The 25,091-nt window shown below is 60.3% G+C and carries 22 protein-coding genes and 1 tRNA gene; 11 read left to right on the plus strand and 12 right to left on the minus strand.

Features of this window, described 5'->3' with window-relative positions:
- Positions 1 to 37: 37 nt before the first annotated feature.
- Together NW830_RS00555 and NW830_RS00560 are read left to right on the plus strand one after the other, a co-directional pair.
- Entirely contained in the window at positions 38 to 1,168 is a 1,131-nt protein-coding gene (locus tag NW830_RS00555; RefSeq protein ID WP_414359885.1) for a citrate synthase, read from the plus strand.
- A 566-nt stretch (positions 1,169 to 1,734) separates the two neighbouring features.
- Entirely contained in the window at positions 1,735 to 4,041 is a 2,307-nt protein-coding gene (locus tag NW830_RS00560) for a GAF domain-containing protein (protein WP_414360086.1), read from the plus strand.
- On the opposite strand, the gene NW830_RS00565 is transcribed toward NW830_RS00560, so the two are convergent.
- Positions 4,003 to 4,075 (minus strand) — tRNA-Arg (locus tag NW830_RS00565). The genes NW830_RS00560 and NW830_RS00565 overlap by 39 nt on opposite strands.
- A gap of 138 nt (positions 4,076 to 4,213) precedes the next feature.
- On the opposite strand from NW830_RS00565, the gene NW830_RS00570 reads away from it, so the two are divergent.
- Entirely contained in the window at positions 4,214 to 4,675 is a 462-nt protein-coding gene (locus tag NW830_RS00570; protein ID WP_414359883.1) for a hypothetical protein, read from the plus strand.
- A gap of 25 nt (positions 4,676 to 4,700) precedes the next feature.
- Here NW830_RS00570 and rpsT read toward each other — a convergent pair whose 3' ends face one another.
- Complete coding sequence (rpsT, locus tag NW830_RS00575; RefSeq protein ID WP_414359880.1) at positions 4,701 to 5,003, minus strand: 30S ribosomal protein S20; 303 nt, start codon at positions 5,001 to 5,003, stop codon at positions 4,701 to 4,703.
- Between the two features lie 72 nt (positions 5,004 to 5,075).
- Between rpsT and NW830_RS00580 the strand changes: the two genes are divergently transcribed.
- A complete protein-coding gene (locus NW830_RS00580; RefSeq protein WP_414359877.1) occupies positions 5,076 to 6,440 on the plus strand; it encodes a CRTAC1 family protein in 1,365 nt (454 codons plus the stop codon).
- On the opposite strand, the gene NW830_RS00585 is transcribed toward NW830_RS00580, so the two are convergent.
- The gene (locus NW830_RS00585; RefSeq protein WP_414359874.1) at positions 6,437 to 8,356 is read right to left on the minus strand and encodes a cation:proton antiporter; all 1,920 of its coding nucleotides are present in this window, start codon (positions 8,354 to 8,356) and stop codon (positions 6,437 to 6,439) included. The genes NW830_RS00580 and NW830_RS00585 overlap by 4 nt on opposite strands.
- 196 nt (positions 8,357 to 8,552) lie before the next feature.
- On the opposite strand from NW830_RS00585, the gene NW830_RS00590 reads away from it, so the two are divergent.
- The 3 genes from NW830_RS00590 to NW830_RS00600 all read left to right on the plus strand — a co-directional run bounded on the left by NW830_RS00590 (position 8,553) and on the right by NW830_RS00600 (position 11,490).
- Positions 8,553 to 8,969 carry a DUF4278 domain-containing protein gene (locus tag NW830_RS00590; protein ID WP_414359871.1) on the plus strand — a complete coding sequence of 139 codons (417 nt, stop codon included), beginning with the start codon at positions 8,553 to 8,555 and terminating at the stop codon, positions 8,967 to 8,969.
- Positions 8,970 to 9,252: 283 nt separating this feature from the next.
- Positions 9,253 to 10,239 carry a methyltransferase domain-containing protein gene (locus NW830_RS00595; RefSeq protein ID WP_414359869.1) on the plus strand — a complete coding sequence of 329 codons (987 nt, stop codon included), beginning with the start codon at positions 9,253 to 9,255 and terminating at the stop codon, positions 10,237 to 10,239.
- Positions 10,240 to 10,245: 6 nt separating this feature from the next.
- Positions 10,246 to 11,490 carry an FAD-dependent hydroxylase gene (locus NW830_RS00600; RefSeq protein WP_414359867.1) on the plus strand — a complete coding sequence of 415 codons (1,245 nt, stop codon included), beginning with the start codon at positions 10,246 to 10,248 and terminating at the stop codon, positions 11,488 to 11,490.
- Here the strand turns inward: NW830_RS00600 and NW830_RS00605 are convergent.
- From NW830_RS00605 to NW830_RS00615, 3 genes are all read right to left on the minus strand, one after another.
- A complete protein-coding gene (locus NW830_RS00605) occupies positions 11,460 to 13,175 on the minus strand; it encodes a helicase HerA domain-containing protein (RefSeq protein WP_414359865.1) in 1,716 nt (571 codons plus the stop codon). The two genes, NW830_RS00600 and NW830_RS00605, sit on opposite strands and share 31 nt — an antisense overlap.
- A 26-nt stretch (positions 13,176 to 13,201) precedes the next feature.
- Entirely contained in the window at positions 13,202 to 13,990 is a 789-nt protein-coding gene (locus NW830_RS00610; RefSeq protein WP_414359863.1) for an Ig-like domain-containing protein, read from the minus strand.
- Between the two features lie 190 nt (positions 13,991 to 14,180).
- Positions 14,181 to 14,549, minus strand: coding sequence for an AbrB family transcriptional regulator (locus NW830_RS00615; protein ID WP_414359861.1), 369 nt, complete (start codon positions 14,547 to 14,549; stop codon positions 14,181 to 14,183).
- A gap of 345 nt (positions 14,550 to 14,894) precedes the next feature.
- Between NW830_RS00615 and coaBC the strand changes: the two genes are divergently transcribed.
- Both coaBC and cax read left to right on the plus strand, forming a co-directional pair.
- A complete protein-coding gene (coaBC, locus tag NW830_RS00620) occupies positions 14,895 to 16,124 on the plus strand; it encodes a bifunctional phosphopantothenoylcysteine decarboxylase/phosphopantothenate--cysteine ligase CoaBC (RefSeq protein WP_414359860.1) in 1,230 nt (409 codons plus the stop codon).
- 337 nt (positions 16,125 to 16,461) lie between these two features.
- The gene (gene cax / locus NW830_RS00625) at positions 16,462 to 17,565 is read left to right on the plus strand and encodes a calcium/proton exchanger (RefSeq protein WP_414360083.1); all 1,104 of its coding nucleotides are present in this window, start codon (positions 16,462 to 16,464) and stop codon (positions 17,563 to 17,565) included.
- Positions 17,566 to 17,648: 83 nt separating this feature from the next.
- Here the strand turns inward: cax and NW830_RS00630 are convergent, their stop codons facing one another.
- The 4 genes from NW830_RS00630 to NW830_RS00645 form a co-directional block, all read right to left on the minus strand.
- Entirely contained in the window at positions 17,649 to 17,888 is a 240-nt protein-coding gene (locus NW830_RS00630) for a DNA-directed RNA polymerase subunit omega (protein ID WP_414359857.1), read from the minus strand.
- 59 nt (positions 17,889 to 17,947) lie between these two features.
- Positions 17,948 to 18,853, minus strand: a complete 906-nt coding sequence (locus tag NW830_RS00635) for a cell division protein FtsX (protein ID WP_414359856.1) — start codon at positions 18,851 to 18,853, stop codon at positions 17,948 to 17,950.
- Positions 18,854 to 18,932: 79 nt separating this feature from the next.
- Complete coding sequence (locus tag NW830_RS00640; RefSeq protein WP_414404549.1) at positions 18,933 to 19,619, minus strand: cell division ATP-binding protein FtsE; 687 nt, start codon at positions 19,617 to 19,619, stop codon at positions 18,933 to 18,935.
- A gap of 160 nt (positions 19,620 to 19,779) precedes the next feature.
- Positions 19,780 to 20,553: a WecB/TagA/CpsF family glycosyltransferase gene (locus NW830_RS00645; RefSeq protein WP_414359855.1), complete on the minus strand. Its 774-nt coding sequence runs from the start codon at positions 20,551 to 20,553 to the stop codon at positions 19,780 to 19,782.
- A 79-nt stretch (positions 20,554 to 20,632) separates the two neighbouring features.
- On the opposite strand from NW830_RS00645, the gene NW830_RS00650 reads away from it, so the two are divergent.
- Positions 20,633 to 21,559 carry an alpha/beta fold hydrolase gene (locus NW830_RS00650; RefSeq protein ID WP_414359852.1) on the plus strand — a complete coding sequence of 309 codons (927 nt, stop codon included), beginning with the start codon at positions 20,633 to 20,635 and terminating at the stop codon, positions 21,557 to 21,559.
- A gap of 38 nt (positions 21,560 to 21,597) precedes the next feature.
- On the opposite strand, the gene NW830_RS00655 is transcribed toward NW830_RS00650, so the two are convergent.
- The gene (locus tag NW830_RS00655; protein ID WP_414404047.1) at positions 21,598 to 22,080 is read right to left on the minus strand and encodes a pyridoxamine 5'-phosphate oxidase family protein; all 483 of its coding nucleotides are present in this window, start codon (positions 22,078 to 22,080) and stop codon (positions 21,598 to 21,600) included.
- A 242-nt stretch (positions 22,081 to 22,322) separates the two neighbouring features.
- Between NW830_RS00655 and NW830_RS00660 the strand changes: the two genes are divergently transcribed.
- Positions 22,323 to 22,544 (plus strand): high light inducible protein, encoded by a 222-nt coding sequence (locus NW830_RS00660; RefSeq protein ID WP_414359847.1) that lies wholly within the window; start codon positions 22,323 to 22,325, stop codon positions 22,542 to 22,544.
- A 462-nt stretch (positions 22,545 to 23,006) separates the two neighbouring features.
- Here NW830_RS00660 and NW830_RS00665 read toward each other — a convergent pair whose 3' ends face one another.
- Positions 23,007 to 25,049, minus strand: coding sequence for a CHASE2 domain-containing protein (locus NW830_RS00665; protein WP_414359844.1), 2,043 nt, complete (start codon positions 25,047 to 25,049; stop codon positions 23,007 to 23,009).
- Positions 25,050 to 25,091 lie beyond the last annotated feature (42 nt).

Below are 25,091 nucleotides of genomic sequence, written 5' to 3' on the forward strand. Positions count from 1 at the left end.
AGTTCTCTCGTTTGAGGGAGCACATAGGCATTCAACTATGGCGGAATACAGGCCTGGGCTAGAAGGTGTTCCGGCCACGCGCTCTAACATTAGCTTTGTCGATGGCCAGGCAGGGATCCTGGAATACCGCGGCATCCCCATTGAGGAGCTGGCGGCTCATAGTACCTTTCTAGAGACAGCTTATTTGCTGATTTTTGGCAAGCTGCCGACCCAGTCAGAGCTGGACAATTTTGATCAGGCTGTCCGCAGCCATCGGCGGGTCAAGTACCGCATCCGCGACATGATCAAGTCATTTCCCGAATCGGGCCACCCGATGGACGCTCTGCAGACCTGTGTCGCCAGCTTGGGTATGTTCTACCCCGTGCGGGAGTCAGATCCCGACTACGTCTTTGTCACGGTTACCCGTCTGCTGGCTAAACTGCCGACGATGGTGGCCATGTTTCACCAGATGCGCCAGGGCAACGATCCCATTCCCCCTGACGACAGCCTGGATCATGCCGCCAATTTCCTCTACATGCTCTCGGGCAAAAAGCCAGATCCCTGGCTGGCCCGCGTTTTCGATACTTGCCTCATCCTGCACGCCGAGCACACCGTCAACGCTTCAACTTTTGCCCTTTTGGTTAGTGCTTCAACCTTGGCTAGCCCCTATAGCAGCCTGGCCACAGCAGTGGGCACCCTTTCAGGGTTGCTGCACGGCGGAGCCAACCAAGAGGTGATGAAGCTGTTGCGGCAGATTGGCTCGGTGGAGAATGTACGCTTGTTCATTGAGGAAAAGCTGGCCAGAAAAGAGCGGATTATGGGCATGGGGCACCGCGTCTACAAAGTGAAGGATCCGCGGGCCACCATCCTGCAACAGATTGCTGAGAAGCTGTTCGAGCGCTACGGCCACGACAAGTACTACGACATTGCCCTAGAGGTGGAGCGGGTGTGCGCAGAGCTGCTGGGGCCAAAGGGCATCTACCCCAATGTGGACTTCTACTCAGGTCTGGTCTACGCCAAGTTGGGGATCCCAGAGGATTTGTTTACAGCAGTGTTTGCCATTGCCCGGGTAGCAGGTTGGCTGGCCCATTGGCGGGAGCAGTTGGCGGATAATCGCCTCTTCCGCCCCACCCAGGTCTACACCGGTAAGCGACAGCAACGGTACATCCCCATCTCGGAGCGGAGCTAAGTCCTGTTTGACGCTGCCATAGGGTGCCCTGCGCACCTTGACAGTAACCTAGGTGAACTCCCCGAAGAACGCGGCGCGAAAGCCCTGGATAAGGAAGTGCCGCCCTTGAGAAACCCTGAACTGGTCTGCAAGCTAGCTTCCACCCCAGTGCACGCTCCTTGCAGGCTTCTCCACCAACAGCCAGGTTGCGGCGGACAGAGAGCAGGTTGGGTTCCGGCGGAAGAGAGCCCAGCTCAAAGTCAGCAGAAACTTACCCACGCCGAGGGCAAGGCCGCAAGGAAGGAGCTTGATGCGGCACTCCTCCAAACTCATTTCGGCTTGCTCTGGCCCTGCCTGCTAGAGGGATCCCAGTGTCGGGCTCCAAGGCGCACCTGGAGGCCCCCCTCGGCCACACGCTTCGGGCAAGAGTCGCCTCTCCGGATCTGAAGTTTAGCGTGAAGTATATTGGCTAACACATCCTTGAGCAGAAATCATGCTTAAAGTTAAGAATTCCTAGCAAGAGGATCTCGAGGATCGTCCACAATGAGGTAGCGCTGCTGGAACAACCAACCGTTTTGGTGGGGGAGATGGCTTCAGCTCAACACCGCCTGGTGCCGGTGCGGCCAGAAGACGGCAGCTTTTATCCAGAGCATCTCTTTTTGGCTCTGGAGGCCATCCAACTGGGCTATTGGCAACTGGATCTGCGCAGCGGGGAGCTGAGCAGTTCCCCTCAGTGCAAGGCCAAGTACGGACGGGATCCCGGCGAGAAGTTCACTCTGGAGATGTTTTTCGAGAGCGTTCACCCCGAAGATCGCCAGAGGGTGAAGGAAGCTTTCCAGTTGGCGGGGCCTAGAGCATTGGAGGGGGATCCCAACTTGGCAGTCGAGTACCGTGCCCATCTCGCAGACGGGCAGGTGCGCTGGCACCTCTCTCAGGGGATCGTGCTCCTGGGGCCGGAAGGGGATCCCAGCCATGTGGTCGGGGTAACCCTGGACATCACCGAGCGCAAGCAGGCCGAGCTAAAGCTGCAGCAACAGGTGCAGCGGGAAAAACTGCTTAACCGGCTCATTCAAGCCATCAGCACCTCTTTGGATCTACCCGCCCTCTTTGAGGTAGCGGTGCAGGAAGTAGGCCAGGTTTTGCAGGCAGCGCGGGTTACCCTTTACCAATATCTGCCTGCCGAGAAGGTGTGGGTGGGCATTGCCGGCTATGTTCGCTCCCCCGATGTGCCCAGTGCTCTCCACCTGCGCATACCAGATGATCCAGAGATTCCAGCCATCCAGCACTTCAAGTGGCTGCAAGTTTTTCACGTGGCGGATCCCAAGCAAGTTTCCGATCCCTTTGCATTGCAGGAAAGGCAAGACTGCCAGCTCGGCCCTTGGCTAGGGATCCCGGTGGCCTGTCAAGGGAAACTGTGGGGCGCTCTAGCCCTGAGGCGCCTGATCTCTGAACCCGATTGGCAAGAGGAAGAGATCGAGTTGGCCAGGGCAATTGGCAATCACCTGGCAGTCGCCATTCGACAGGCGGAACTTTATCAAAGGCTGCAGCAAGCCAACGCCGAACTGGATTACCAAGTGCGGGTGCGCAACGGCCAACTGCAGCAAGCCTACGAAGACGAGGCCCTGCTGCAACTGATCACGGAAGAAATTCGCTCCAGCCTAGATGAACAAAAGATTTTGGAAACCGTGGCGCAGGAACTGGCCCTCAGACTGGGTCTTTCTGGCTGCATGATTGCCCTCCATGACGCAGAACGGCAGGTTAGCGTTTTGGCCTTGGATTATCGACCTGGAGAAGGGATCCGCCGTTTTCCCTTGGAGATCCCCTTTGCCGATTTTGCCGAGGTGCTCCAGCCGCTTCAGGGTGGGCTGTTCTGCTATTTCAGCCACCTTGGCCACCCCTGCTGGCCCGGCTACGACCGCCACACGCTGCTGGTACTTCCCATTTGCGATGCTCAGGAAAGCAAATCTCTCCTGCTGGGAAATATTTGCGGAGCGCGTCCGCCGGGGCAGGTGTTTGGCGAGCGGGAACAGCGCTTGATGCGGCGGGTGGCCAGCCAGTGTGCTATTGCCATTCGCCAGGCCCGGCTTTTCCAAACCGTGCAGCAGCAGGTGCAGCAGTTGCAGAAGCTCAACCACCTCAAGGATGAGTTTCTGCACATGGTCTCCCACGAGATGCGCACGCCTTTGACCAACATGAAGCTGGCAATTGCTTTTCTCTCCAGGGCCAACCTGACGGAGCGGGAGCGGCGCTACTTGCAGATTTTGGAGATGGAGACCAACCGCGAGCTGGACTTGATCAACGAGCTCTTGGAATTGCAAGCTATTGAAGGCGGAAATAGGGATCTCAATCTAACCTGGTTATCTCCTCAGGAGTGGATCCCCAATCTTTCCGAGCCCTTCCGGCTGCGAGCTGCCCAGCAGAACCAACAGTTTCAGTTGGAATGGGATCCCGACCTTTTGCCCCTCCGTACAGATGAGGGCTTGCTGTCGCGGGTGGTGGGCGAACTTTTGAACAACGCCTGCAAGTACACGCCGGCTGGGGAAAGCATCTGTTTGCGCTTTAGCCAGACCCATCAACAGGGCCGTCCCGGCTGGCTGATCGAGGTGCGCAATACGGGAGTGGAAATTCCTCCAGAGGCGCTGCCCCATGTGTTTGAAAAGTTCTACCGCATCCCACAGTTGGATCGCCGCAAGGCCGGAGGGACAGGCCTAGGCCTGCCGCTAGCCAAAAAGGCTATGGAGATGGTAAAGGGATCCCTGACTGTAGAAAGCCACTCTGGTCAGGTCATCTTTCGGGTGTGGTGTCCATCCCAAAGTCGATTGCCCCAAAACTCACCCGCCAAGCAAGACACTCAGCGCCTTGCGCAGGACTCGAACCTGCAACCATCGACTTAGAAGGTCGGTGCTCTATCCATTGAGCTAGCAAGGCAAGTTGCAGAGCCATTATATCCTTGGAGAAGTTCGCCTCTCTATAACTTGCTCCTTCCCAGCTGTACAAGAGCTTCCTGCAGGGATCCCAGTCGCTAAAGTTATAACGAAGGTCTTGGTGGGGAGAACCGGGATCCCGATGCCACCACTTCCCGATCCTAGCCCAGTCGATGAAAAGAAGGCTGCTTGCGTCCGCGAGTCGGAAACCTCCCCCGGCTGCGAATCCCTCTCGCCAGCCGCTAGACGCCTGCTGCAGCTCTACCACGGCGGCAGTTTTGTCCTTTTGAGCCTGGTGTGGCTATTGGTCGGGATCCCCAGTCTCTGGGCTCTGCGGGCAGATCTCCTCCGTCTCTGGCAGTACTTCACCTGGACGGGCCTGCGCTATGCCCTCTTTTACCGCCCTAGCTGGCCTACCTTTGGCCTGCTGCTTTGTGTCAGCTTTACCCTAGGGATCCTAGTTGCCCAAAGCCGCTACGAGCTGTTTGGCCTCTATCCCTTCGAGCGCTGGCTCCTGGAGCGGCAATCCCGCTGGATCCTGTCTCTACCCCCTTGGCACCCCCTGCGGCGCTGGCTGGTACGCACCCTGGATTCCCGCCAGTAGAACGCACCGCTTCCCAAGTACTGACTTAGGAGGTGCTTGCAGCAGCCAGCGAGCGTTGCACAATCCGGGACAGACGGGCCTTGCGACGAGCAGCTGTGTTTTTGTGCAGCACGCCTTTTTGGGCTGCCTTGTCAATGCGGCTAAAGGCAGCGCTCATCGCCGCCTGGATCTCCTGCAGGGTTTCCGGCTGGGGGTTGGCCGCGTAGGCGGAAGAGAGGGAGATCACCTTTTTCATGAGGGCGCGCACCAGGGCTTTGGTAGCCTTGTTGCGCAGGCGGTTCCGCTCGGCAATCTTGAGGCGCTTGATGGCAGATTTAGTCCGTGGCATGGTTAAAAGAGAAAAACAGCAAAGATCAAGCATACCATCAGAGCTTGGAGCTCGTGGTCGGGCGGGATCCCCATGTTTCAAGATTGCAGCTCTCTCATCCAGTTCAACCCCCCTGCCCTTTGCTATGGGGTTGCCGTTTGCGACTTGGATCGGGACGGGGCTTTTGAGCTGTTCGTGTGCGGCTTCCGCGGCCGGAACCGGGTTTTGAAGTGGAATGGCCAGGCCCTGGTGGATCTGGTGGACGATACCCTGGCCGATGCGGGGCGCATGGCGATTGGGGTGGCTGCCGGCGACTTTGATGGCGACGGCCAAGAAGAACTCTATGTTTTAAATACCGATACCTTCGGGGGGCGCAAGCGCTTTGGGGATCGCCTCTTCGACTGGCAGGGATCCCGCTGGGTGGATCTGTTCTCCCTGCCCCACAACCAAGATGCCCTCAACTTGACAGCAGGTCGCTCGGTGGCCTGCGTGGATCGCTTTGGCCAGGGGCGGTATGGGTTTTTTGTAGCCAACTACGGCGGCCCCATGCGCCTTTACGAGCTGGGCTTCAACCAGATGATTGCCGATGTGGCGCCGGAGGCGGGGGTGAACCGGGTAACAGGCGGGCGGGGGCTGGTGGCCGTGCCCCTAGTCTCGCAGCGGATGGACATTTTTGCCGTCAACGAGCAGGGGCCCAATTTTTTGTTCCGCAACCGGGGAGATGGCACCTTTGAAGAAATTGCCGCTGAAGTGGGGCTGGCGGATCCCAACGAGCACGGGCGCGGTGTGGCGGCGGTGGATCTAGACGGGGACGGGCGGCTGGACTTGGTCTACGGCAATTGGGAAGGGCCGCATCGCCTCTGGATCCAAACCCCCAGCGGCCTCTTTAAGAACGTGGCCCCCCCGGAGCTGGCCAGGCCCTCCCGCATTCGCACCGTGATTGCTGCCGACTTTGACAACGACGGCTACCCGGAGCTGTTTTTTAACAACATCGGCGAGCCCAACCGCCTGTTTGGCTGGCGCTCTGGCTGCTGGCAGGCCATTGACATTGGAGAGGCTGCTGAGCCGCAGGGATTGGGAACAGGAGCGGCAGTCGCCGATGTGGATGGGGACGGGCGCCTGGAGCTGCTCATTGCCCACGGGGAGTCGGGCGCCCAGCCCCTGAGCTTCTACCGGCCCCTGGCTAATGCCAACAACTGGCTAAGGGTCTTGCCCCTGACTCGCCAGGGATCCCCGGCCCGCGGCGCCCTGGTGCGGCTAATCACCCCTACCCGCACGCAGATCCGCCCCATCGATGCCGGCAGCGGCTACCTTTGTCAGATGGAGCCGGTGGCCCATTTTGGCCTAGGATCCGAAACACTGGTCAAGGAAATCCAGATCCAGTGGCCGGACGGAAAACAGGTGCAGGTGGCTTGCCCACCAGTTAACCAGCTTTTGCGGATCCCCTATCCAGGCTAGGCGGCCTCCTCGTTAGGCATCTCGACAGAAGGGGAGCCTGAGATCCCTGCCCATTCCGGCTCAACGGGTCGCTGCCAGTGTTCCCACCAAGCCGGCCCCGAGTCCGCTGGGCTGCTGTTGGCACTGGCAGGGATCTGGGCTGCCGGCAGCAGCCAACTGACGGGGGTGGGGATCAGGCAACTGGGGTAAGGAGGACGCAAATCGCGGTAGTGGCTGCTGCGAATGGCCAGAATCTCCTGCTGAATGACCCCTAGGGGCTCGCCCAGCTTCAGCAACACGTGGCTGCACAGCCCCAAGCTGGCCTCAAACTCCGGGTGGACGACCTCTCTGGCCCCTAACTGATAGAGCTGTTCGATGTCCTCTTCGTGGGTGGCTCGCACCACTACCTCCAGGTGGGGCGCCAGTTTCAGCGCTTGTTTGAGGCAGAGGCGGGTGCTTAGGCGATCCGGCAGGGCAATCACCAGGGCGCGGGCATGGTTTAGGCCAGCTTTCTCCAGCACCGGGGCACTAGCAGCATTGCCGTAGAGATAGGGGATCCCCTGCGAGCGCAACTGTTGGATGACCCGTTCTGAGGAGTCAATTACCAAAAGGGGATGGCGGCGGGCTTGCAGAATGCGCACCACATCCTGCCCCACCCGACCGTAGCCGCACACTACCACGTGGCCCTCTTGGGGAGCTTTGGCATCCAAGTCGCGAGGCTGCTCGTCGGCTGCTAGCCAACGGGACACAAAGGGGATACCTTGCAGTTTCCTCAGCAGCCCCGGCGCCCCCTTGAGCAAAAAGGGAGTAACAAGCAAGGTAACAGCGGTGGTGCTGACGATGAGCAAGTACAGTTGCCGCGACACCAGCCCCAGCGCCTGCCCCTCGCTGGCCAGGACAAAGGAAAACTCCCCAATTTGGGAAAGGCCTAGCCCCACCAACACCGCTGCCGGGAGGGGATAGCCAAACAGCCCCGCTAGAGGCGCCACCAGGCAAAACTTGCCCACCATCACCAGCCCCACCAGCCCTAGAATCAGCATCAGGTGGTCGGCAATAAAGTGAGGATCGATGAGCATGCCAATGGCGGCAAAAAAGAGGGCGGCAAACACATCTCGCAAGGGCTCTACGTAGGCCAGGGTTTGGTCGGCGTATTCCACTTCTGAAATCATCAACCCGGCCAGGAAGGCCCCAATCTCGCTGGAAATGCCCAGCTGCTCTGTCAACAGAGCAATCCCCACACAGAGACTGATCACCCCCAGGAGGAATACCTCTTTGCTCTCTTGCTGGGCCAATAGCCGCAGCAGAGCAGGCACCAGCCAAATACCACCCAGCACCGCCCCTACGCCCACCAGGCCAATTTCTGCTACTGACTTAGCCAGGGATCCCGCCAGCTCCGGCAGAGGAGCGTCCAAAGCCGGCAACACCGCCAGCATTAGCCCTACTGCTAAATCCTGCACGATCAAGATCCCCAGCATGGCCTGGCCCTGGGGCGTGTCCATCTGGTTAGTCTCGGTGAGGCTTTTGAGCACCACCGCCGTGGAAGACAAGGAGAGCACTGCCCCCAAAAAGATCCCCTGCACGGGTGTCAGCCAGCTGCTAGCCACCGCCAGCACCGCCGTGATGGCAATCGTGAGACCAATCTGCAGAAGACCGCCGCCCAGGGCAATCCCACGCACTTGGCGCAATTCTTTGAGGGAAAACTCCACCCCCAAGGTAAACAGCAAAAAGGTCACGCCAAACTGGGCCAGGGTTTCCACCTGCACCACCTCTTTGATCCACCCCAACCCTGTCGGCCCCACTAGGATCCCGGCCAGCAAGTAACCCAAGAGCACCGGCTGCCGGAGCAGTGCAGCGAGAAACCCTCCTGCTGCCGCTGCTGCCAGCACTGTTGCAATGTCCAGAATTAGGCGAAAGTCTTCCTGCACAGGGACGCTCACCCCGAAATTTGTAGCCGATCCTGGGAGCTCTTCCACGATACTGCCTTCTTCAGCCCCCTGGACAGATCTCAGCCTCCTCCAGGCCAGCAGGGGCAGTCGCGGGGAGGGTGGCTAAAATTTGTTAAAGGTTACATAGAAAACCTCAAAACGGTAGCTTATAATACGGAAGTAAGGAGCTACCCCAAAGGAGGCGAAAATGACGAAACTCTCTTACCGTGGCGTTAGCTACACCCCCTCACCGACAGCGGCAACTGTTTCCCCGGGCAAAGTGGGGGGCCGCTATCGGGGGCTGGACTGGCGGTTCCGCCACCTGACCAAGCCGCCGGTTTTGTCCACCAACTTGGACTTTCTCTACCGGGGAGTAGCCTCTCGTTCCCAGGCTGCCGAGTCAGCAGCAGCTCCTAGGCGTTTCCACGCTTTGGATGAGCTAGCTCGCTTCCTAATGGCGGGCCACCAACGCGCTATTCGAATTCGGCAGCAGGCAATGCTGGTACGCGGTACAGAACGGGTTGGCCTGCATACCAACGTGCGCAACTTCTGGAACCGTATCCAAGGGAAAGTGCACCCCACCTTCCGCTTAGATTACGACCGCACACGAGTTAGCCTGAGCTAGTCCTCAGGCAAAAGGATTCCTAGGGGGTGGGACTAAGGCTCCTTCTGCAGCTAGCAGGTGGGCAAGGTTTGGCTACTTTGAACTTCCTAGGAGAAGCAGAGAGGCCCCGAAAAGGACAGGAGGTTGCTCTTCGAGGCTATAATGCCCTAGCAGGCTCTTGGAGTCCATCTGTTGCCGTCTTACCGGGGGCAGCAGAGCTGTGCAAGAGCTAAGCAGGGATCGCGCCAAAGCCTGCTCCCTTTAGCAGTCTAGAAGGGTCGGTCGCCCTCGACCCGAGTAATTGATGCACCTAATGCTTTGGATTCTGGCCCCAGCTCTGCTCCTAGGGGGAGGACTGGTAGCCTATGTGCTGACTGCCCGTAAGTATCGCTCCCCGGAATCCGTAGCCCGTGCCTACGACGAGTGGACGCGGGATGGAATCCTGGAGTTCTACTGGGGCGAACATATTCACCTTGGCCACTACGGATCCCCGCCGCGGCGGAAAAACTTCATCCAGGCCAAACACGACTTTGTCCACGAGATGGTGCGCTGGGGCGGGCTGGATCGGCTGCCGCCGGGGACGACGGTGCTAGATGTGGGCTGTGGCATTGGCGGCAGTTGTCGCATCTTGGCCCGCGACTATGGCTTTGTCGTAACCGGCATTACCATTAGCCCCCAGCAGGTGAAGCGGGCCCAAGAGCTCACCCCCCCTGATCTCCCCGTCCGGTTTCAGGTAGCGGATGCCCTCAACCTGCCCTTTCCTGACGCCAGCTTTGACGTGGTCTGGTCCATTGAGGCGGGGCCCCACATGCCGGACAAGGCCCGCTACGCCAGCGAGATGCTGCGGGTGCTCAAGCCAGGCGGCATCCTGGTGGTGGCGGACTGGAACCAGCGCGACGACCGCCAAAAGCCCCTCAACTTCTGGGAGCGGCTGGTGATGCGGCAGTTGTTGGATCAGTGGTCGCACCCCGCTTTTTCTAGCATTGAAGGCTTTGTGGAAGCACTAGAAGCCACGGGGCTGGTAGAGGGACGGGTGGAGACTGCCGACTGGACCCAGGAGACCCTTCCTTCTTGGCTGGATTCCATCTGGCAGGGGGTTGTCCGTCCCGAAGGGTTGCTGAAGTTTGGCTTGGTAGGCTTGATTAAGTCGCTGCGGGAGGTGCCCACCTTCTTGCTCATGCGCCTGGCCTTCGGCACTGGCCTCTGCCGCTTTGGCATGTTCCGGGCGGTGCGGGTTGCCGCGCCGGCGAACTCCGCCTCCCCAGAAGTAGTTGGCTACAGCACCCAATGAGAGACAATGACGCTCCTTGCTCCCCCTCCGGAGACCCTAGGCGCCCTCTACGACGTGATCATCGTTGGCGGCGGCATTGCGGGCCTGACTCTAGCTTGTGCCCTGCAGGGATCCGGCCTGCGCTTGGCCCTCATTGAGGCCCAGTCGGCTGAGGCAGTTAGGCAGCGCCCCTTGGCCTATGCCCTTTCGCCGCTCTCGATCCGCATCTTTCGGGCCATCGGGGTGTGGGAGGCGCTGGCTCCCCACATCACCCCCTTTGCCCAGGTGATTCTGACCGACGCCAACGCTCCCCAGCGGGTGACGTTTAGGCCGGAGGATGTGGGGGAAACGGCAGTTTTCTACTGCGGCGAACATGGCTGGCTGCAGCAGGTGCTCCAGGAGCGGGTGGCTGCGGATCCCCAGATCACCTGCTACTACGAAGCCAGGGTGGAGAGGGTCACCTATGGAAAGGCCACGGCTGAGGTGGAGCTGGAAACGACCCAAGGCCGACGCCGGCTGGCCGCCTCCCTGGTGGTGGCTGCTGACGGCCTGCGCTCCCAGGTGCGCCAGGGGGCAGGGATCCCTAGCGACGGCTGGGACTACTGGCAGTCCTGCATCACCGCCCTGGTGGCCCCTGCCCAAGATCACCAAAACATCGCCTACGAACGCTTCTGGCCTGCTGGGCCCTTTGCCATCCTGCCCCTGCCCGGCAATCGCTGCCAGGTGGTCTGGATCCTGCCCCATGAGCAGGCCAAGGCTACCCTGGCGCTCCCCCAGGCCGACTTCTTGGCCAAGATGCAGCGCTACTATGGCCCTCAGGGCGGCGGCCTTACTTTGTTGAACTCCCCCCAGCTCTTCCCGGCTCGCCTGCGGCAGAGCCGCCGCTACTATCAGCACCGCCTGGCATTGGTGGGGGATGCAGCTCACCACTGCCATCCAGTGGCGGGCCAAGGGCTAAACCTCGGTATCCGCGATGCCGCTGCCTTGGCCCAGGTGCTGCTGGAGGCCTATAGACGGCACGAGGATTTGGGGGATGTCAAAGTCCTACGGCGCTACGGCCGCCGGCGCCGCTGGGAAAACTGGCTGGTGCTACTCTTCACAGATTTACTTACCCGCACCTTCTCCAACTCCTACTGGCCCCTAGTGGTCTTGCGGCGCTTGGTTTTGCAAGGAATGATCCTCTTCCCGCCGCTGCGGCGCTTTTTGCTGCGCTTGATGACTGGCCTCTGGGGAAGCTCTCCCTACAGCCCCAGCTCCTCCTTGGCCTTCTGAGCCGCTCGAAACACCTCCGCATCCTCGGCCTGTGACCAGTCGGGATCGGCGATCTGGGCGTAGAACTTTTCGTCGTAGGGTCGGGTTTGCACCACCACCGGCATAGGTACGGCATGGCCGAGAACCAGAGCCTGCTGTTTGGAATCCAACTTGGCCAGCACCGTCTTTAAGTTCTGGCTGCCCGCTACCCCTGTAAAGACGGCGTCGATATCCTCCTCGTCGTTGAGGAGGGCCGTGATACGGGTGCCCAACTGCGACATCACCTCGCTGTCGATCCTGGAAGGGCGCTGATCCACCACCAGCAGCGTCACGAAGTACTTGCGCATCTCGCGGGCAATGGTGCCGAAGATGGTCTGCTTGGCTGCCCGCGGATTGAGAAAGCGGTGCGCTTCCTCGATGGTGATGCACAGTTGCCGCGGCCGGTCGAGGGGATTTTTGGACTGCAGGTACCGCTCCGTCTGCTGCACATAGGCCTGGTGGATGCGGCGGGTGATCACGTTGGCTGCCAGCATGTAGGAAAGCAGGTTGGACTGGGCTCCAAACTCGATCACCACGTGAATGCCGCGGCTAAGGGCCTCCAGGATCTCGCCGATGTAGTTGCGGGGCAGACTGTTGCGGATGTACCTGAGATCGTCGAGGCGGGTCAGCTTGCGCTGCAGGGCTAGGATGGAGGCCTTGTTGCCCATCCTCTGTTCGCAAAACTCTTGGATCTCGGCGTTGGAGAGGCTCAAGAGCCGGCTAATCCAGTCGCGGCCAAACTCGTTGCGCAGGATAATGGCGTTTTCTAGGCTGGCCTCGGAGAGGTTGAGCTCCTCCGCCAACAGGGCCAGATCTTCCACCTCGATCTGGTTGTAGGCAATGAAGAGTTCACGGGCATCCCGCACCCCTCGCCGCTGGGTGGAATCAGGATCCAAGGTATAAATTTGCACCTGGCCGGGGAAGAGCTGCCGCAGCCCCTTGACAGTAGTGGCCTGCCTATCCTCGCTGACTGCCTCCCAGCCGTATTCAGAGTGCATATCGAAAACCAGGTTCACTGCCGCCCGCTTGCGGATGATGCCCGCCAGGATCAGGCGGGCCAAGAAGGACTTACCAGTGCCGGACTTGCCGAAAATCCCGTTGCTGCGCTCCACCCAGCGATCCAAATCCAGACAAATGGGCACCGCCATGTCCAGGGGCTGACCAATGGCAAAGTTGCGCCGAGTGGGGTCGTCTTCCCAGCCGAAGACGGTGCGAAAGTCCAGCTCCCGCGCCTCGTACACTTGGGAAAAGTGGGCCGGCACCGTTTTCACCGGCAACAGCTCCATTGCCTCGGCACCAGGAAAGGCGGGGCCGCCATCTTCTGGCCGGTTGGGATCAATGAGGGGGTACAGCCTTTCCCCTTCCGTCTGCCGCGGCACCAACATGAGCATTGGCGTGAGGGCAATAACCCCGTAGGTGCCGCTGCCAGCCAAGACCTCTCGCAACAGGGTTTCTTCGGGACGAGGGGGATTGACCAAGATCTGGGGGTTGCTGGCTGCTAACGTAACGTCGGTGAGCAGGCCAAAGAAGCGGTGGCGCTCCCCTTGAATGACCACAAACTTGCCCACCCGCAGGTCTTCTACCGAAACGCCAGGGTTGAGGCGAGCTTCCAAGCCCCGACTCAGGGATCCCTGAATCACCGTGGCCAAAGGTTGGGGAGAGGTCATGGCGGTGGGAGAGAAGTTCCAGGAGCCTAAGGGCCCGCCTGGGCACGGGCACTGGTGCGGGGAGCACCATCCTGCACAATCCAGGTGCGGACGATCTCCACCTCCTCCGGCGTCCAAAAGCCCAGACGGGAGAGGGGCAGCCCGCGGGCTTGGATGTAGGCAATCTCGGGGGATCCGCCGCGGGCTTGAGGGCGGTTGGGGTTGTTGGCGTTGAGAATGGTGGCGTGGCGGCGTGTCCAGCGGGGAGCGATCAACTCACTGTTGGGATCTCCCGGCTTGACATAGGCCAGAACTGCCTCATAGCTATCGAGCAACTGGGTGCGCTGGCGTCCTGCCGGCTGATGGCAGCCAACACAACTGGCCTCCAGCAGCGGTTTGATGTCCCGCTCGTAGGTGTACTGCGGCTCGGTGCGAAAGCGCAGTTGAATGGTCTGCTCCAGAGGCAGCCCCTCCTGGGGGGCAAGCGTGAGGGTGTAGTTGGTGCTAAAGCGCAGAGGCTCCCGCGGTTTGAGGAGTAGCTCGTTGCCCTGCACGTCGAAAACGACCGCTGCCGGCGGCTCCAACTGAACCACCAGCCGTTGTAGATTGGGATCCAGCGGCCGATTGAACTGCAGCCGTAGGATCCCGTCCACAAAAACATCCTGCTGCTCAGGGGCTGGCTGGGAGGAGACCCACTGCAGCGGCGGACTCGGCTGCGGCTCAACCTGCGGATGAGGCTGAACGAGCCAGAACCCCGCTGCCAACACCACCAGCCCCACCCAGGTTCGCCAGCGTCGCCAGCGGCGAGCCAGGTTCTCTGCAGATGGAGTGGACATTGCTGCTGCCCCCTTCAGGAACTTTTGTCAGAATAGCGAAACCTTCTGGGCGTCAGCCACCAATTGATTGACGCAAACAGCTAGGGATCCTCAGCAAACGCGAGGATCCCTTGTCTACCTAATGAAATAGAAACAGGGGATGATGGAGGGTATCAGGAGAGAGAACCTCGACAAGGTAGGCGACAGGAAATCAGTCGATGCGCTCTAGCTTGATGTTGTGGTGGCCCAACTTGATCTCGAACTGATCCCCAGGTTTGAGGCCCATCTTCTTGGTGTAGGCAGCTCCAATGAGGAGGTTGCCATTCTTGTGAACTGAAACCCGGTAACTCGGAGCCCGACCCCGGGAACCGTTCCCATCACTAGCATCGAGATTCACACCGACTGCCTTCAGCAAGGCATTGTTGAACTGCATCAGATTTACTCGCTCCCGCCCGTTCTTGGTGTAGGTGACGTAACCGCAGGCGCGAGCTTTCTCCTTGGGATCGGCATTTCCCATGGAGGTTACCTTGTCGAGGAGCTCTTGGCCAGTGAGTGGTTTTGGTTTTCCGGTTGCAGTCATATCAAGCTGGTTCAAGGACAACAGTTAGTGTAGCCAAAAACAAATAGCGATTGCAATAGAGTTGCCTTCAACTCTTTCTTATTAGAGGGGATAAGTTCGGCAACCGGAATGGGATCTGAAGAGACGAGTGCGCAAAACAGCGGTAGCGAATTCCCTCTGCGGAACAGAACCTGTAGAGGCGAGGTCGGACTTTCGCAAAGAAAGGTTCTCCCCAGGCAAGCCCTAGGCTCGCAAGTGCTGTTCTCACCGGCGTCTGCGGTCTGAGCCCAAGGGATTCCTGTTGTGCCGCTGGCAGGGGGCAAAAACAGGGAAACTGGAAACAAGGCTGTTTGAGTGTTCTCTGGTATGGATCCCTTTTGGTCGGGACGGCGTCTGCTGGTTGGGGTGAGTGGGGGAATTGCTGCCTACAAAACGGCGGCTTTGGTATCTGCTCTGGCCCAGCAGGGAGCAGAGGTGAGGGTGGTTTTGACAAAAGCTGCAGAACAGTTTATCTCCCCGCTAACCTTTGCCACCCTGTCTCGCCAGCCAGCTTTTACCGATGCCGAGTTTTGGCAGGCCACGCGGGGGCGACCCCTGCACATTGAGTTGGGCGAATGGGCAGAGGTTTTTCTCATTGCGCCTCTTTCAGCTAACACCTTAAGCAAGCTGGCCCAGGGGCTGGCAGACAATTTGCTCACCAATGTGGTGCTGGCTTGCCACTGCCCGATAGCTCTGGCCCCGGCCATGAACACGTCCATGTGGAAGGCCGCAGCAGTGGCCGAGAATTGGCAGCGGCTGCAGCGGGATCCCCGTTTTTGGACCCTGCCTACTGCCAGTGGCCGCCTGGCCTGCGATGCAGTGGGGGAAGGGCGGATGCTGGAGCCGGAGGTGCTGCAGGAGTACGTACGAGCTTTGCTTTGGACGGGGGGGAAAAAGGATTGGCAGGGCAAGCGGGTGCTGGTGACGGCGGGGGGTACCCGGGAGCCCATTGATGCAGTGCGTTTTCTCGGCAACCCGGCCAGCGGGCGGATGGGAGTGGCGCTGGCAGTGGCAGCGGCCTGTCGGGGGGCCAAAGTTACGCTGGTGCATGGGCCCCTGGGGATCCCCTTCGAGCCGGAGCCCTTCGGCATACGGGCCATCCCGGTGGAGACGGCAGCCCAACTGGAGCAGGTTTTGCAGGCTGAGTTTCCCCAGGCCGATCTCCTCTGGATGGCAGCAGCCGTGGGCGATGTGCGACCTGCGCAGACCTATGCCGGCAAGCTGGCTAAGACCGATTTGCCGCCGCTGCTACCTTTAGAACCTGTTCCTGATCTTGTGGCAGCCTTGGCTGGCCAACGGCGTCCTGGCCAGCGCCTCATTGGCTTTGCCGCCCAGAGCGGGGATCCCCTCCCGCCAGCCCGCCGGAAGCTCCAGCAAAAAGGGCTAGACGCCATTGTAGCCAACCCCATCGACCAACCGGATAGCGGCTTTGGCAGCAGCCACAACCAAGGCTATTGGATCCCTCGTCAGGGAGACCCCCAGCAGCTCCCCCTGGCTCCCAAGGCCACCCTGGCCCATCGGCTGCTGGATCTGGCCCTGCAACTGGAGCCAAGCTGAAGCTGGAGGGTAACCCGCCCTGACAGGCAGAGGAGAGGATCCCCTGGCAATCATTAGCTGGGTAAGGGGGGTTGGGGCTCTCTGCAGCAGAGAGTAGTCGGCGATGGCAGCGCCAGCCAAGCAGCACCTCTATTCAAGCTTCCCCAGCAACGGCTAGACTGCTCTAGAAGACCACCTGCGTTGTCTAGGCGGTGGCCCTTGTTTTGCGCCAAGCCCCAACAGCGGTGGCAGGAAGTAGCTACCCGGCTTTTCCTTAGGAACCATGACCCTGGCCGATGCAAATTCTCCGCTTTCCTCGACGACTGCAGCAGCTTGGCAGAAAGCGCTGAACGGCTTGCTGTTCCTGCTGCTAGCGGGGGTTCCCCTGTCCTGGATAGGCCACCTTCAGGGCTGGGATCCCAATCTCATCTTTCTCTGCGCCGCTTTGGCAGTGGTGGCTTTGGCCAAGTTTACCGGTCAGGCCACAGAGGAAATTGCCGCCTTGACGGGCCCAACGATTGGGGGGCTAATCAACGCCACCTTTGGCAATGCCACCGAGCTGATCCTTGGCCTGGTGGCGCTGCGGGCTGGCCTGGTGGAGGTGGTCAAAGCCTCCATCACCGGCGCCATCATCAGCAACCTGCTCCTGGTGGCCGGCTTGGCCATGCTTTTGGGTGGGATCAAATTTCGCGAGCAGAGCTTTCGGCCTGAGGTAGCGCGCATGAACGCCTCAGTGATGAACCTGGCGGTGGTAGCGCTGATCCTGCCCAGTGTGGTTACCTATGCCGATGCCAGCTTAGGGGAGATCTCCCTTCAGGAACTCTCGACAGCAGTGGCTCTGGTGTTGCTGGCAGTCTATGGTCTCACCTTGCTTTTTTCCCTCAAAACCCACAGTTACCTCTACAGCATTCACGAAGCCGAAGCCGCCACCCCTCTTGCCCACAATCCCGTCCTGCAGGCAGAGGGATCCATCCCCCAGGTCTTGACCGCCTCCTCGGAGCAAAGTCAGCTGTGGCCCTGGGTACTAGCCCTTTTGGGGCTAACCGTGCTGGTGGCCCTTGAGTCGGAGTTGCTTGTAGACACCCTGGAAACTGCCCTTGAGCAGCTACAGGTTACACCCCTGTTTATGGGGGTGATCCTGCTGCCCCTCATTGGCAATGCGGCCGAACACGCAACGGCAATCACAGTGGCCTTGAAAAACAAGATGGATCTCTCCTTTTCAGTGGCCCTGGGCTCGACGATGCAGATTGCTCTGTTTGTGGCACCTCTCTTGGTGCTGGCCGGTAGCCTGCTGGGCCAACCAATGAACTTTAACTTCGGGCCGGTGGAATTGGTGGCAATTGCCGTCTCAGTGCTGCTGGTTAACTCCGTTACGAGCGACGGACGCTCCAACTGGCTGGAGGGGCTTTTGCTCCTAGCCACCTATGTCATTCTCGGGGTGGCATTTTTCTTCTTGCACTAACTCCCCCTACCTGCGCCTGCTGGCTGACGGGCAACGCGGGCTTCCTCCTCCGGGGAAGATTGCCGCCCTTCCCGGCCCAACCCCTACTCGTCGCCAATAATTTCCGGCTCCATCAGCTCATCCGACATCTCGATAATGGCGCGGCGAATGGGCTTCATCCGTCCTTCTTCCGCCTCGTTGGGATCCTCATAGAGGCGACGCTTGGCCCGATTGGCCACCTGTACCGTAATGCGATAGCGATTTTTGGCAGCGTTAATCAATGCTTCTACCCGACGCATTAGCTCGTCATTGTCAATGCCCAAATCAGGATTGCGGGACGCCATAGTTGGAGTCTTGGTGTTCCTAGGCAAAGCTTGATTGTAGCGCAATGGAAGCCCTTAGCTCAGAGCCCGCGACCTGCTGACTTGCGCACCGCAATGAGGCTGCTGCTGGTGCCCAGGGAAATTCCCATCCCCAAAAGCAAAAGCGGCAGGAACCAGGACGCCAGGGGATCGGGATCGGCCTGGAGCACCTTGACCAAAGGCAGGGGAATTAGCCGCTCTAACGCCTCCTGCAGCAACTGCCGCGATCCCAAAACCAAGCCCCAAGCCCCCAGGGCACTGATCAACCCAAACAGGCAGCCCTGCAAAACAAAGGGCAAGTAAATCCAGGCTGCCGTTGCCCCCACCAGCTGCATTACCTCAATCTCCCGCCGCCGCGCTATGACGACGAGGCGAATGGTGGTGGTGATGACAGCCACTGCAGTTAGAGTCAGCACCCCAAGGATGCCCAGGGATCCCAGCCGCAGCAGCTCCTGGAGCTGGGTCAGTTCTTCCACAATACGGCTGCCGTAGTACACCTCGTCCACCCCTTCCAGGGTGCGAATTTGCTCAGCCACCTGGCCCAGGGTTTCGGCGGAATCTGCCTTGACGCGCAGGGTATCCACAAGGGGGTTCTCTCCCAGCTGGATTTCCAGGGCCGCCTCATCTTGGATCCCCATCTCCAGCAGCAGGTCGCGCCAGGCTTGCTCTTTGGTGATCACTCTCACCGCTTCCACATGGGGCAGTCGGGCAACTTGCGGCTGCAACTCCACCCCTTGGCGTTCCGGCTCCAGATAGACAGAGATCTCCAGTTGCCCTCCCAGGGAGCGCACCGTCGCCTCCACTCCCCAAGACAGCTCCACGCCGATCCCGACCAAAAACAGCAACACCAGCAGGGTGCTAACAGCAGCCCAGTTTAGCCAGCCTCCCCGCCGCAACCCCAGAAAAGTCTCTTGCAAGAGATAGCGAATCTTGTAGAGAAACTGCATGCTGCTTAGCGCCTAGCGAAGGGATTCTCGCCCTAGGGAGCATTGAAAGGGGGCTTGGCCTGCAGATCCCGGCAGCTCCTCAGCCCATATCATACAGGCGTCCTCCTTCCATGCGCACCACCCGGTGGCCGGCTCGCTCCACGAGATAGGGGTCGTGGCTGGTCATGATGATCGTCACCCCAAAAGAATTAAGGCGCTCCAAAATCTGGAGAACCAACAGCGAGTTTTCCGGATCCAGGTTCCCTGTCGGCTCGTCTGCCAGCAGTAGCACCGGCCTGTTGACAATGGCGCGGGCCAGGCTGAGGCGCTGCTGTTCTCCCCCCGAAAGCTCATGGGGAAAGCGATTCTCCTTATCGGCCAGCCCCACCATCTTCAGGGTTGGCCCAAGGCGGCGGCGAATTTCTGCCGGGGAGAGCCCCTGGGCCCGCAGGACAAAGGCTACATTTTCCGCTAGGGTGCGATTGGCCAAGAGGCGATAGTCTTGAAAGACCACTCCCAAGCGCCGCCGCAGCATCGCTAGAGGACGGGGGGGAATCCGGTAGGGCCGCCGCCGACCTTCCGAAGAAAACAGGCACACCCCATCCACCATCACCGTACCCTTGGTGGCCTCTTCAGCCCCATAGAGCAGCCTCAGGAGAGTGGACTTGCCCGCCCCTGAGGCTCCAGTTATGAAGACAAACTCGCCGCGGCGCACCTCCAAATTGACATCCCGCAAGAGCCACTCGCCGTTGGGAAAGACTTTGCTCACACCCCGCAGCAACACCATGTTCTCAGAGCTGCTGGGCAGGGATCGCGAGCGGGACCGGTCAACGTCTAGGTCAGCTAAGGCGGGTAAGGCGGGAAGAGAGACGCTGGAGCTGGGATGGGCGCAACGGTAAAAGCGAGGAACATCGCCAACGGGCTGACTAACCATCATGGCAAAGCACCTACAAAGAGGGAGAGGAGGTCTCGCCACCTGCTTGGGAGGGAGAGGGAGCCCACAGCACTTGCCAGGCAAACCTGGGCAAAGCCAACATGCGTCGCCAGCGCCAAGGTTCCTGATAGAGACGATACAACCATTCCAGGTGATGGTCACGCCACCAGCGGGGGGCCCGTCGTTTTTGCCCAGCCCAAATGTCGAAGCTACCGCCCACTCCCATCCAGATGGCTTGGGGCAAAAGAGCTCGCCAGCGATAAATCCATAGCTCTTGGCGCGGGGATCCCAGCCCCACCCACACCAGTTGCGGCTGGAAGGCCTGGAGAGTTTGCAGCAGGTTTTCTTCCTCGGCAGGAGAGAAGTAGCCGTGGTGGCCCCAAACGGCCAGAGAGGGAAAGCGGGCCTGCCAGTGCTGAATCGCCGCCTGGTTTACCTCCGGCTTGCCCCCCACCAAGGCCAAGCGCCACCCCTGTTCTGCCGCCAATTGGATTAAGGCTTCGGCTAGCTCGATCCCTGGCACCCGCTGGACGCGGATCCCTTGCCGCTGTAAGGCCCAAACCACCCCAATGCCGTCTGGGATCACCAGCTCAGCCTCCCGCAGCACTTGGGCAAAGGCAGGATCCCGCTGCGCCTGCATGATCATCTCCGGGTTGCAGGTGACCACCTGGGCGCCCAGGCCCTGGCTGAGGCGGGCTGCAATCCAGGCGGCGTAGCTCTGCAGCTGGGCTTCCGGCAGGGTAAGGTGCAGGTTGACGCCCAAAAGGGGGTAGGCTACCAACGCCATCGCCACGAACCTAGGGAGAGGACTTGCTTCCCCATCCAAATTGTGCCAGCAAAAAAGAGGGCCAGCTGCTAGGATCCCCATGCTCTCCGAACAGCCTTCTCCAAGCGTCTTAACTCCCTCTGAAGGGCACTGGCTCTGGCGGGGCCAGTCTATTCGCTACCAGCAGGCGGGATCCGCTAGCCCAGCAGTAGTGCTCATCCACGGCTTTGGGGCCAGCAGCGACCACTGGCGGAAAAATTTGCCGGCGCTGGGGCGGCACTGCCGCGCGTACGCCCTGGATCTGCTCGGGTTTGGGGGATCCGCCAAGCCCTTGCCGGGATCCCCTTTGCCCTACACCTTCGAGACCTGGGGCGCCCAGGTGGCCGATTTCACGCGGGAGGTGGTGGGGGAGCCAGCTTATCTAGTGGGCAACTCCATTGGTTGCATTGTGGCCTTGCAGGCAGCTGTTTTGCAGCCAGGCCAGGTTTTGGGGGTGGCGATGTTGGATCCCTCGCTGCGGCTGCTGCACGAGCGCAAGCGACACCAGCTCTCATGGCTGCGCCGCTGGACTGCTCCGTTGCTGCAATCTCTGCTGGGGTGGCCCCCCTTTGGGCGGTTTTTCTTTGCCCAGCTAGCCCGACCCAAGGCTATTCGCAACATCCTCCTCCAGGCCTATGGGCGCAAAGAAGCGGTTACGGAAGATCTGGTGCAGCTGGTGCTGCGACCGGCTCTTGATCCAGGGGCGGCAGAGGTTTTCTTGGCCTTTGTCCGCTACTCTCAAGGCCCCTTGGCCGAAGATCTCCTACCTCAGGTCACCTGCCCTGTCCTCATCCTCTGGGGGGAGGCAGATCCCTGGGAGCCCATTGCCTTAGGGCGGGCCTTGGCCGAGTTCCCCTGCGTGGTGGGGTTTATTCCTTTGCCCGGGGTGGGCCACTGTCCCCACGACGAAGCCCCAGAGCTGGTCAACCCGCTGCTGCTAGCCTGGCTCCGGGATCCCACCCGAAAACCTGAGCTCGGGATCCCCTAGCAGCGCCTCTCCCAGAGGAGGGAAGTCCCGTCCCCCGCCTAAGAGGGAGTGAGGTGCTCTAGTTGATCCAAGTTGGGGCCGCTCAGCCGGAAGGCCTGGCCAAACCCCTGAATGAAGCTGCCGCTGGTGGGGTTGATCTGACAGAAGTGGAAGTCCGCCAGGCCCAGGATCATCTCGGCAATCTCGTACTTGGCGCGATAACGGGCCTCAAACCCCTGGGCTTGGGCCTCTTCGCGGCTGAGGAACTGGGCTGTCCCCTTTAGCATTAGCCGCGGCAAGGCGTGGTTGCTGCGCGGATCCCCCGGCGTCGGCGGCTCGTGGATGAGCAACGCGGCCCGGGGATCTGCCCGCAAAGCTAGGGTGTGGGCAGAAAGGTCGCTGATGACAATGGCCAAGCGCAAGGGATCCCATTGCACCACAAAAGGCACTAGCGACACTGCTGGCGACCCCTCCTCCAGCACCGCCAAGCTGGCTACTGGCTGGGTCTCCAGCAGCGCCCGCAACTTTTCCTGTGCCGACATTGCTTTTTCTCTCCTTGCCGCTGCTATTATCCCCAAGCCCTCCTAGTTTGAGAAGGGATGGCCTAGCCCCCGTTGACGACCTGGCCCGGGAAAGTGGCCTGGCTCTCCCGCCGTCTGCACAACCTGGTTTGGCTCAACTCCCGCAACGGGGACGAAAGCCCCAACTCTCCCTTTGCTCAACAAAACTTTACAATCCTCCCCAGAGTAGGCTACACTGGTCAAGAAAGAATAAGGAGAACCCTATGAGCAGATATCGCTCCGTTGTTGTTGAAGACGGTGGTCGCCTCAACAACTACGCCATTGAGCCAGAAATGTATGTGGATCCCGTTCCGCGGGTGGGCTTTACCGAGTACGCTGAGCGCTTGAACGGGCGCTTGGCAATGATTGGCTTTGTGGCCTTGATTGCGTTTGAAGCATTGTCCGGTACCACCCTCATTGGCTGGCTGCAGTCCTTGGGTCGGTAGAAGAAGACAAGCTGGGGCCCACTGAGCAACGCGGCGCGGAAGTCATGGAAAAGAAGCGCCGCTCTTTGACTACCCTGCAACAACTCCTGACCTAGTCTGCAATAGCGCCGGCCCCTAGGAAAGCCCCTTGTAGGCCTCTACACCAACAGCCAGGTTGCACCAGAGAGGGTTAACTCCAGCTGGGAGCAGGGTGCTCTCAGCGCCAAGCTAACCTCCAAGGAGCTGCAACAACTGCAAACTGCCTAGACCTAGGTGAAAGCCTGCAGTCCCCTGCCAGCTTAGGCGGCCCTTTTGCTAGCGGCAGCCACCTGCCAAGGCAGAGTAGTGTTGGCCCAAGGTACCCCCTGGGGCTTAGGGGGCCTTGGCCCGCTGCCTGCGGGGCTAAGTTTTGCCAGCGGGACGCCCTCCTTCGAGCCCCCAGCCGTGGGCTAGCACTTGCCAAGGAGCTTCCCTTGGCTGTAGCTAGGGATCCGGCATCTCCCAGTGCAGCTCTACATGGGTGTAGCCTTCTGGGGTTTGGGTGCGGTGCCAGGATCCCTTGGGCAGGTAGCGGGCGATGGTATTCATGACCTTGCTGCCGTAACCGCCGCAGGGGGCCGGAGCGTACTCTATGCCGTCGTTGAGGATCGACAGGTAGCAGTGGCGATCCCTTTGGACTAGAGACACCTTGACAAAGGAGGCGTTGCCCTTGGGAGGCTGGACATGGGCAATGACATTGCCAATGGCCTCTCGCAGAAAGCGCAGGATGTCCTCCCGCTGGTCGAACCACTCACTAGTATTGGGCTCCGCCAAAGGTTGCAGGTGGCGCTCTACAGCCAAGGTCAGGCTGCCCGTTTGGATGAGCTCGTCCAGATAGGTGTCGATGCCCCGGTGCAAGCCCTCCCGCAGGCTGGGGGAAATGTGCAACTTGGTGGCCAGCGTGCGCACGTCATTGAGCTGGGCGCGAATGCCCCGTCCAATCCGCTCCAGCTGCTCCAGGAGACGATCGTAAATGGCAGGATCGGGATCCCTGCCCTGTTGCTGTTGCCATTGCAAGCTCTCCAGCTCGTCCATCACCACCTTCAGCTCTTGCAGCTCGCGATCATGAATGTCGGTGGCTACCCGGTAGAGCAGCTTGCGGGCTTGGTCGATGGCCGCCTCCTGCTCAGCCCGGCGCAGGCGCTCCAATTCCTGTTGTTGGGCCAAAAGCCTCTGCTGGTTTTCCAAAATCACCAACGTTAGCAGCAGGCTTACCTCTGTCAGGCCAACCGCCAAAGCTGGCAAGCTCAGCGGCCAAATCCAACGCCATAGCAAAAATTGGGCCACAGCCCAGCCTTCGTAAGCAGCCAGCCCCAGCAGCGGCCAGAGGAGAGGGCACCGCTGTTTCCAGTCCCAGCGGCTCTTGCGCGGAGAAGGGCGATGAAGCACCAAGATCAGGCCCGTTCCCCCACTCAGCAGAAAGACAACCCCTGCCGCCAGCGCTGCCGGCAGGGATCGATACACCTCTCCGGTAAGCAGGCTGGACAAGACTTGCGCCTGCAGTTCTACGGCTGCAATCTGGGATCCATCTGCTGTCCGTACTGGAAAGGTCTCGGGGTAGCCGCCCACAAAGCCCACCAGGACGATCTTGTTCCGCAGTTGCTCGGCAACTTTCGGATCGAGGGGGGGGATCCCTTCCTGGCGGCGGCAGGCTTGCCCGGGGTTGATCGTCGGGGAGCCGGGTCCCGTCCGGGGAATCACCGGCGGACAGACCTCCTCGATGGGAATGATGGGGATGCCGTGCTGGGCTCCGAGGGGGTTGAATTGAACTGGCTGCAAACCCCGTTCGCGCAACCAGCGGCTGGCCCGCTCCGGGTCGTACTTGGCAAAAGCCAAGGCCTCCACCGCAGCAAACATCTGCTCCTCCTGGCTGTCGCGGCGTAGGTAGAGCCCCCGCAACTGGGCCTGGCGCAGGATTCCAGCCCCGTCCAGGCGGTGTTGCACCACTCCCTGGACATGTTCCGGTGCCACCAAGTACTCCAGCCGCAGCGAGGAAAAGGGCAAAAAGTGGTTGTAGATGTTGATCTCAGAGCGGCCAAAGCTCTCACTGCTGCGGGTAGCCAAGACCACACGATCTGGGTAGCGCTGGATAACCTGACGCAGGGGAGCATCCAGGTCCTCGTTACCCAGATTCTGCGGCACCACAAAGCTACTGGGCAGATTCAGCACCACCACCCTAGCCCCCGCTTCTTCCAGCAAGCGCAGAGTTAGGCCGGCGTAGTTGGAGCGCTCCAGAAGAAAGTCAACATGAGGCTTGCCCTCCGCCCTTTCCCCCTGGCCTTCAAGACGGCCATCGATGCCGACAATTGCCACCTCTGGGGAAGGCTGTTGGGGGCGGCGCAGGGCATAGAGCCAGGCTTGGGCATCGCTCTCCAGCCGCAGGGGCAAGGGGTGCTGAGCGGAAAGGTTGAGCAAAGTAGCCCACCCCAGCCCCCAAGCCAAAGCCCAGCCCCATTCCCCTGGGGAGGCGGCCCGTCGAGCTGGCACTCCAGGACCTTGGTCACTGGGGGGTGGGGAAGAAACCGCAGC

It is taken from the genome of Synechococcus sp. OH30, from assembly GCF_047462175.1.
Classification (GTDB): Bacteria; Cyanobacteriota; Cyanobacteriia; order Thermostichales; family Thermostichaceae; genus Thermostichus.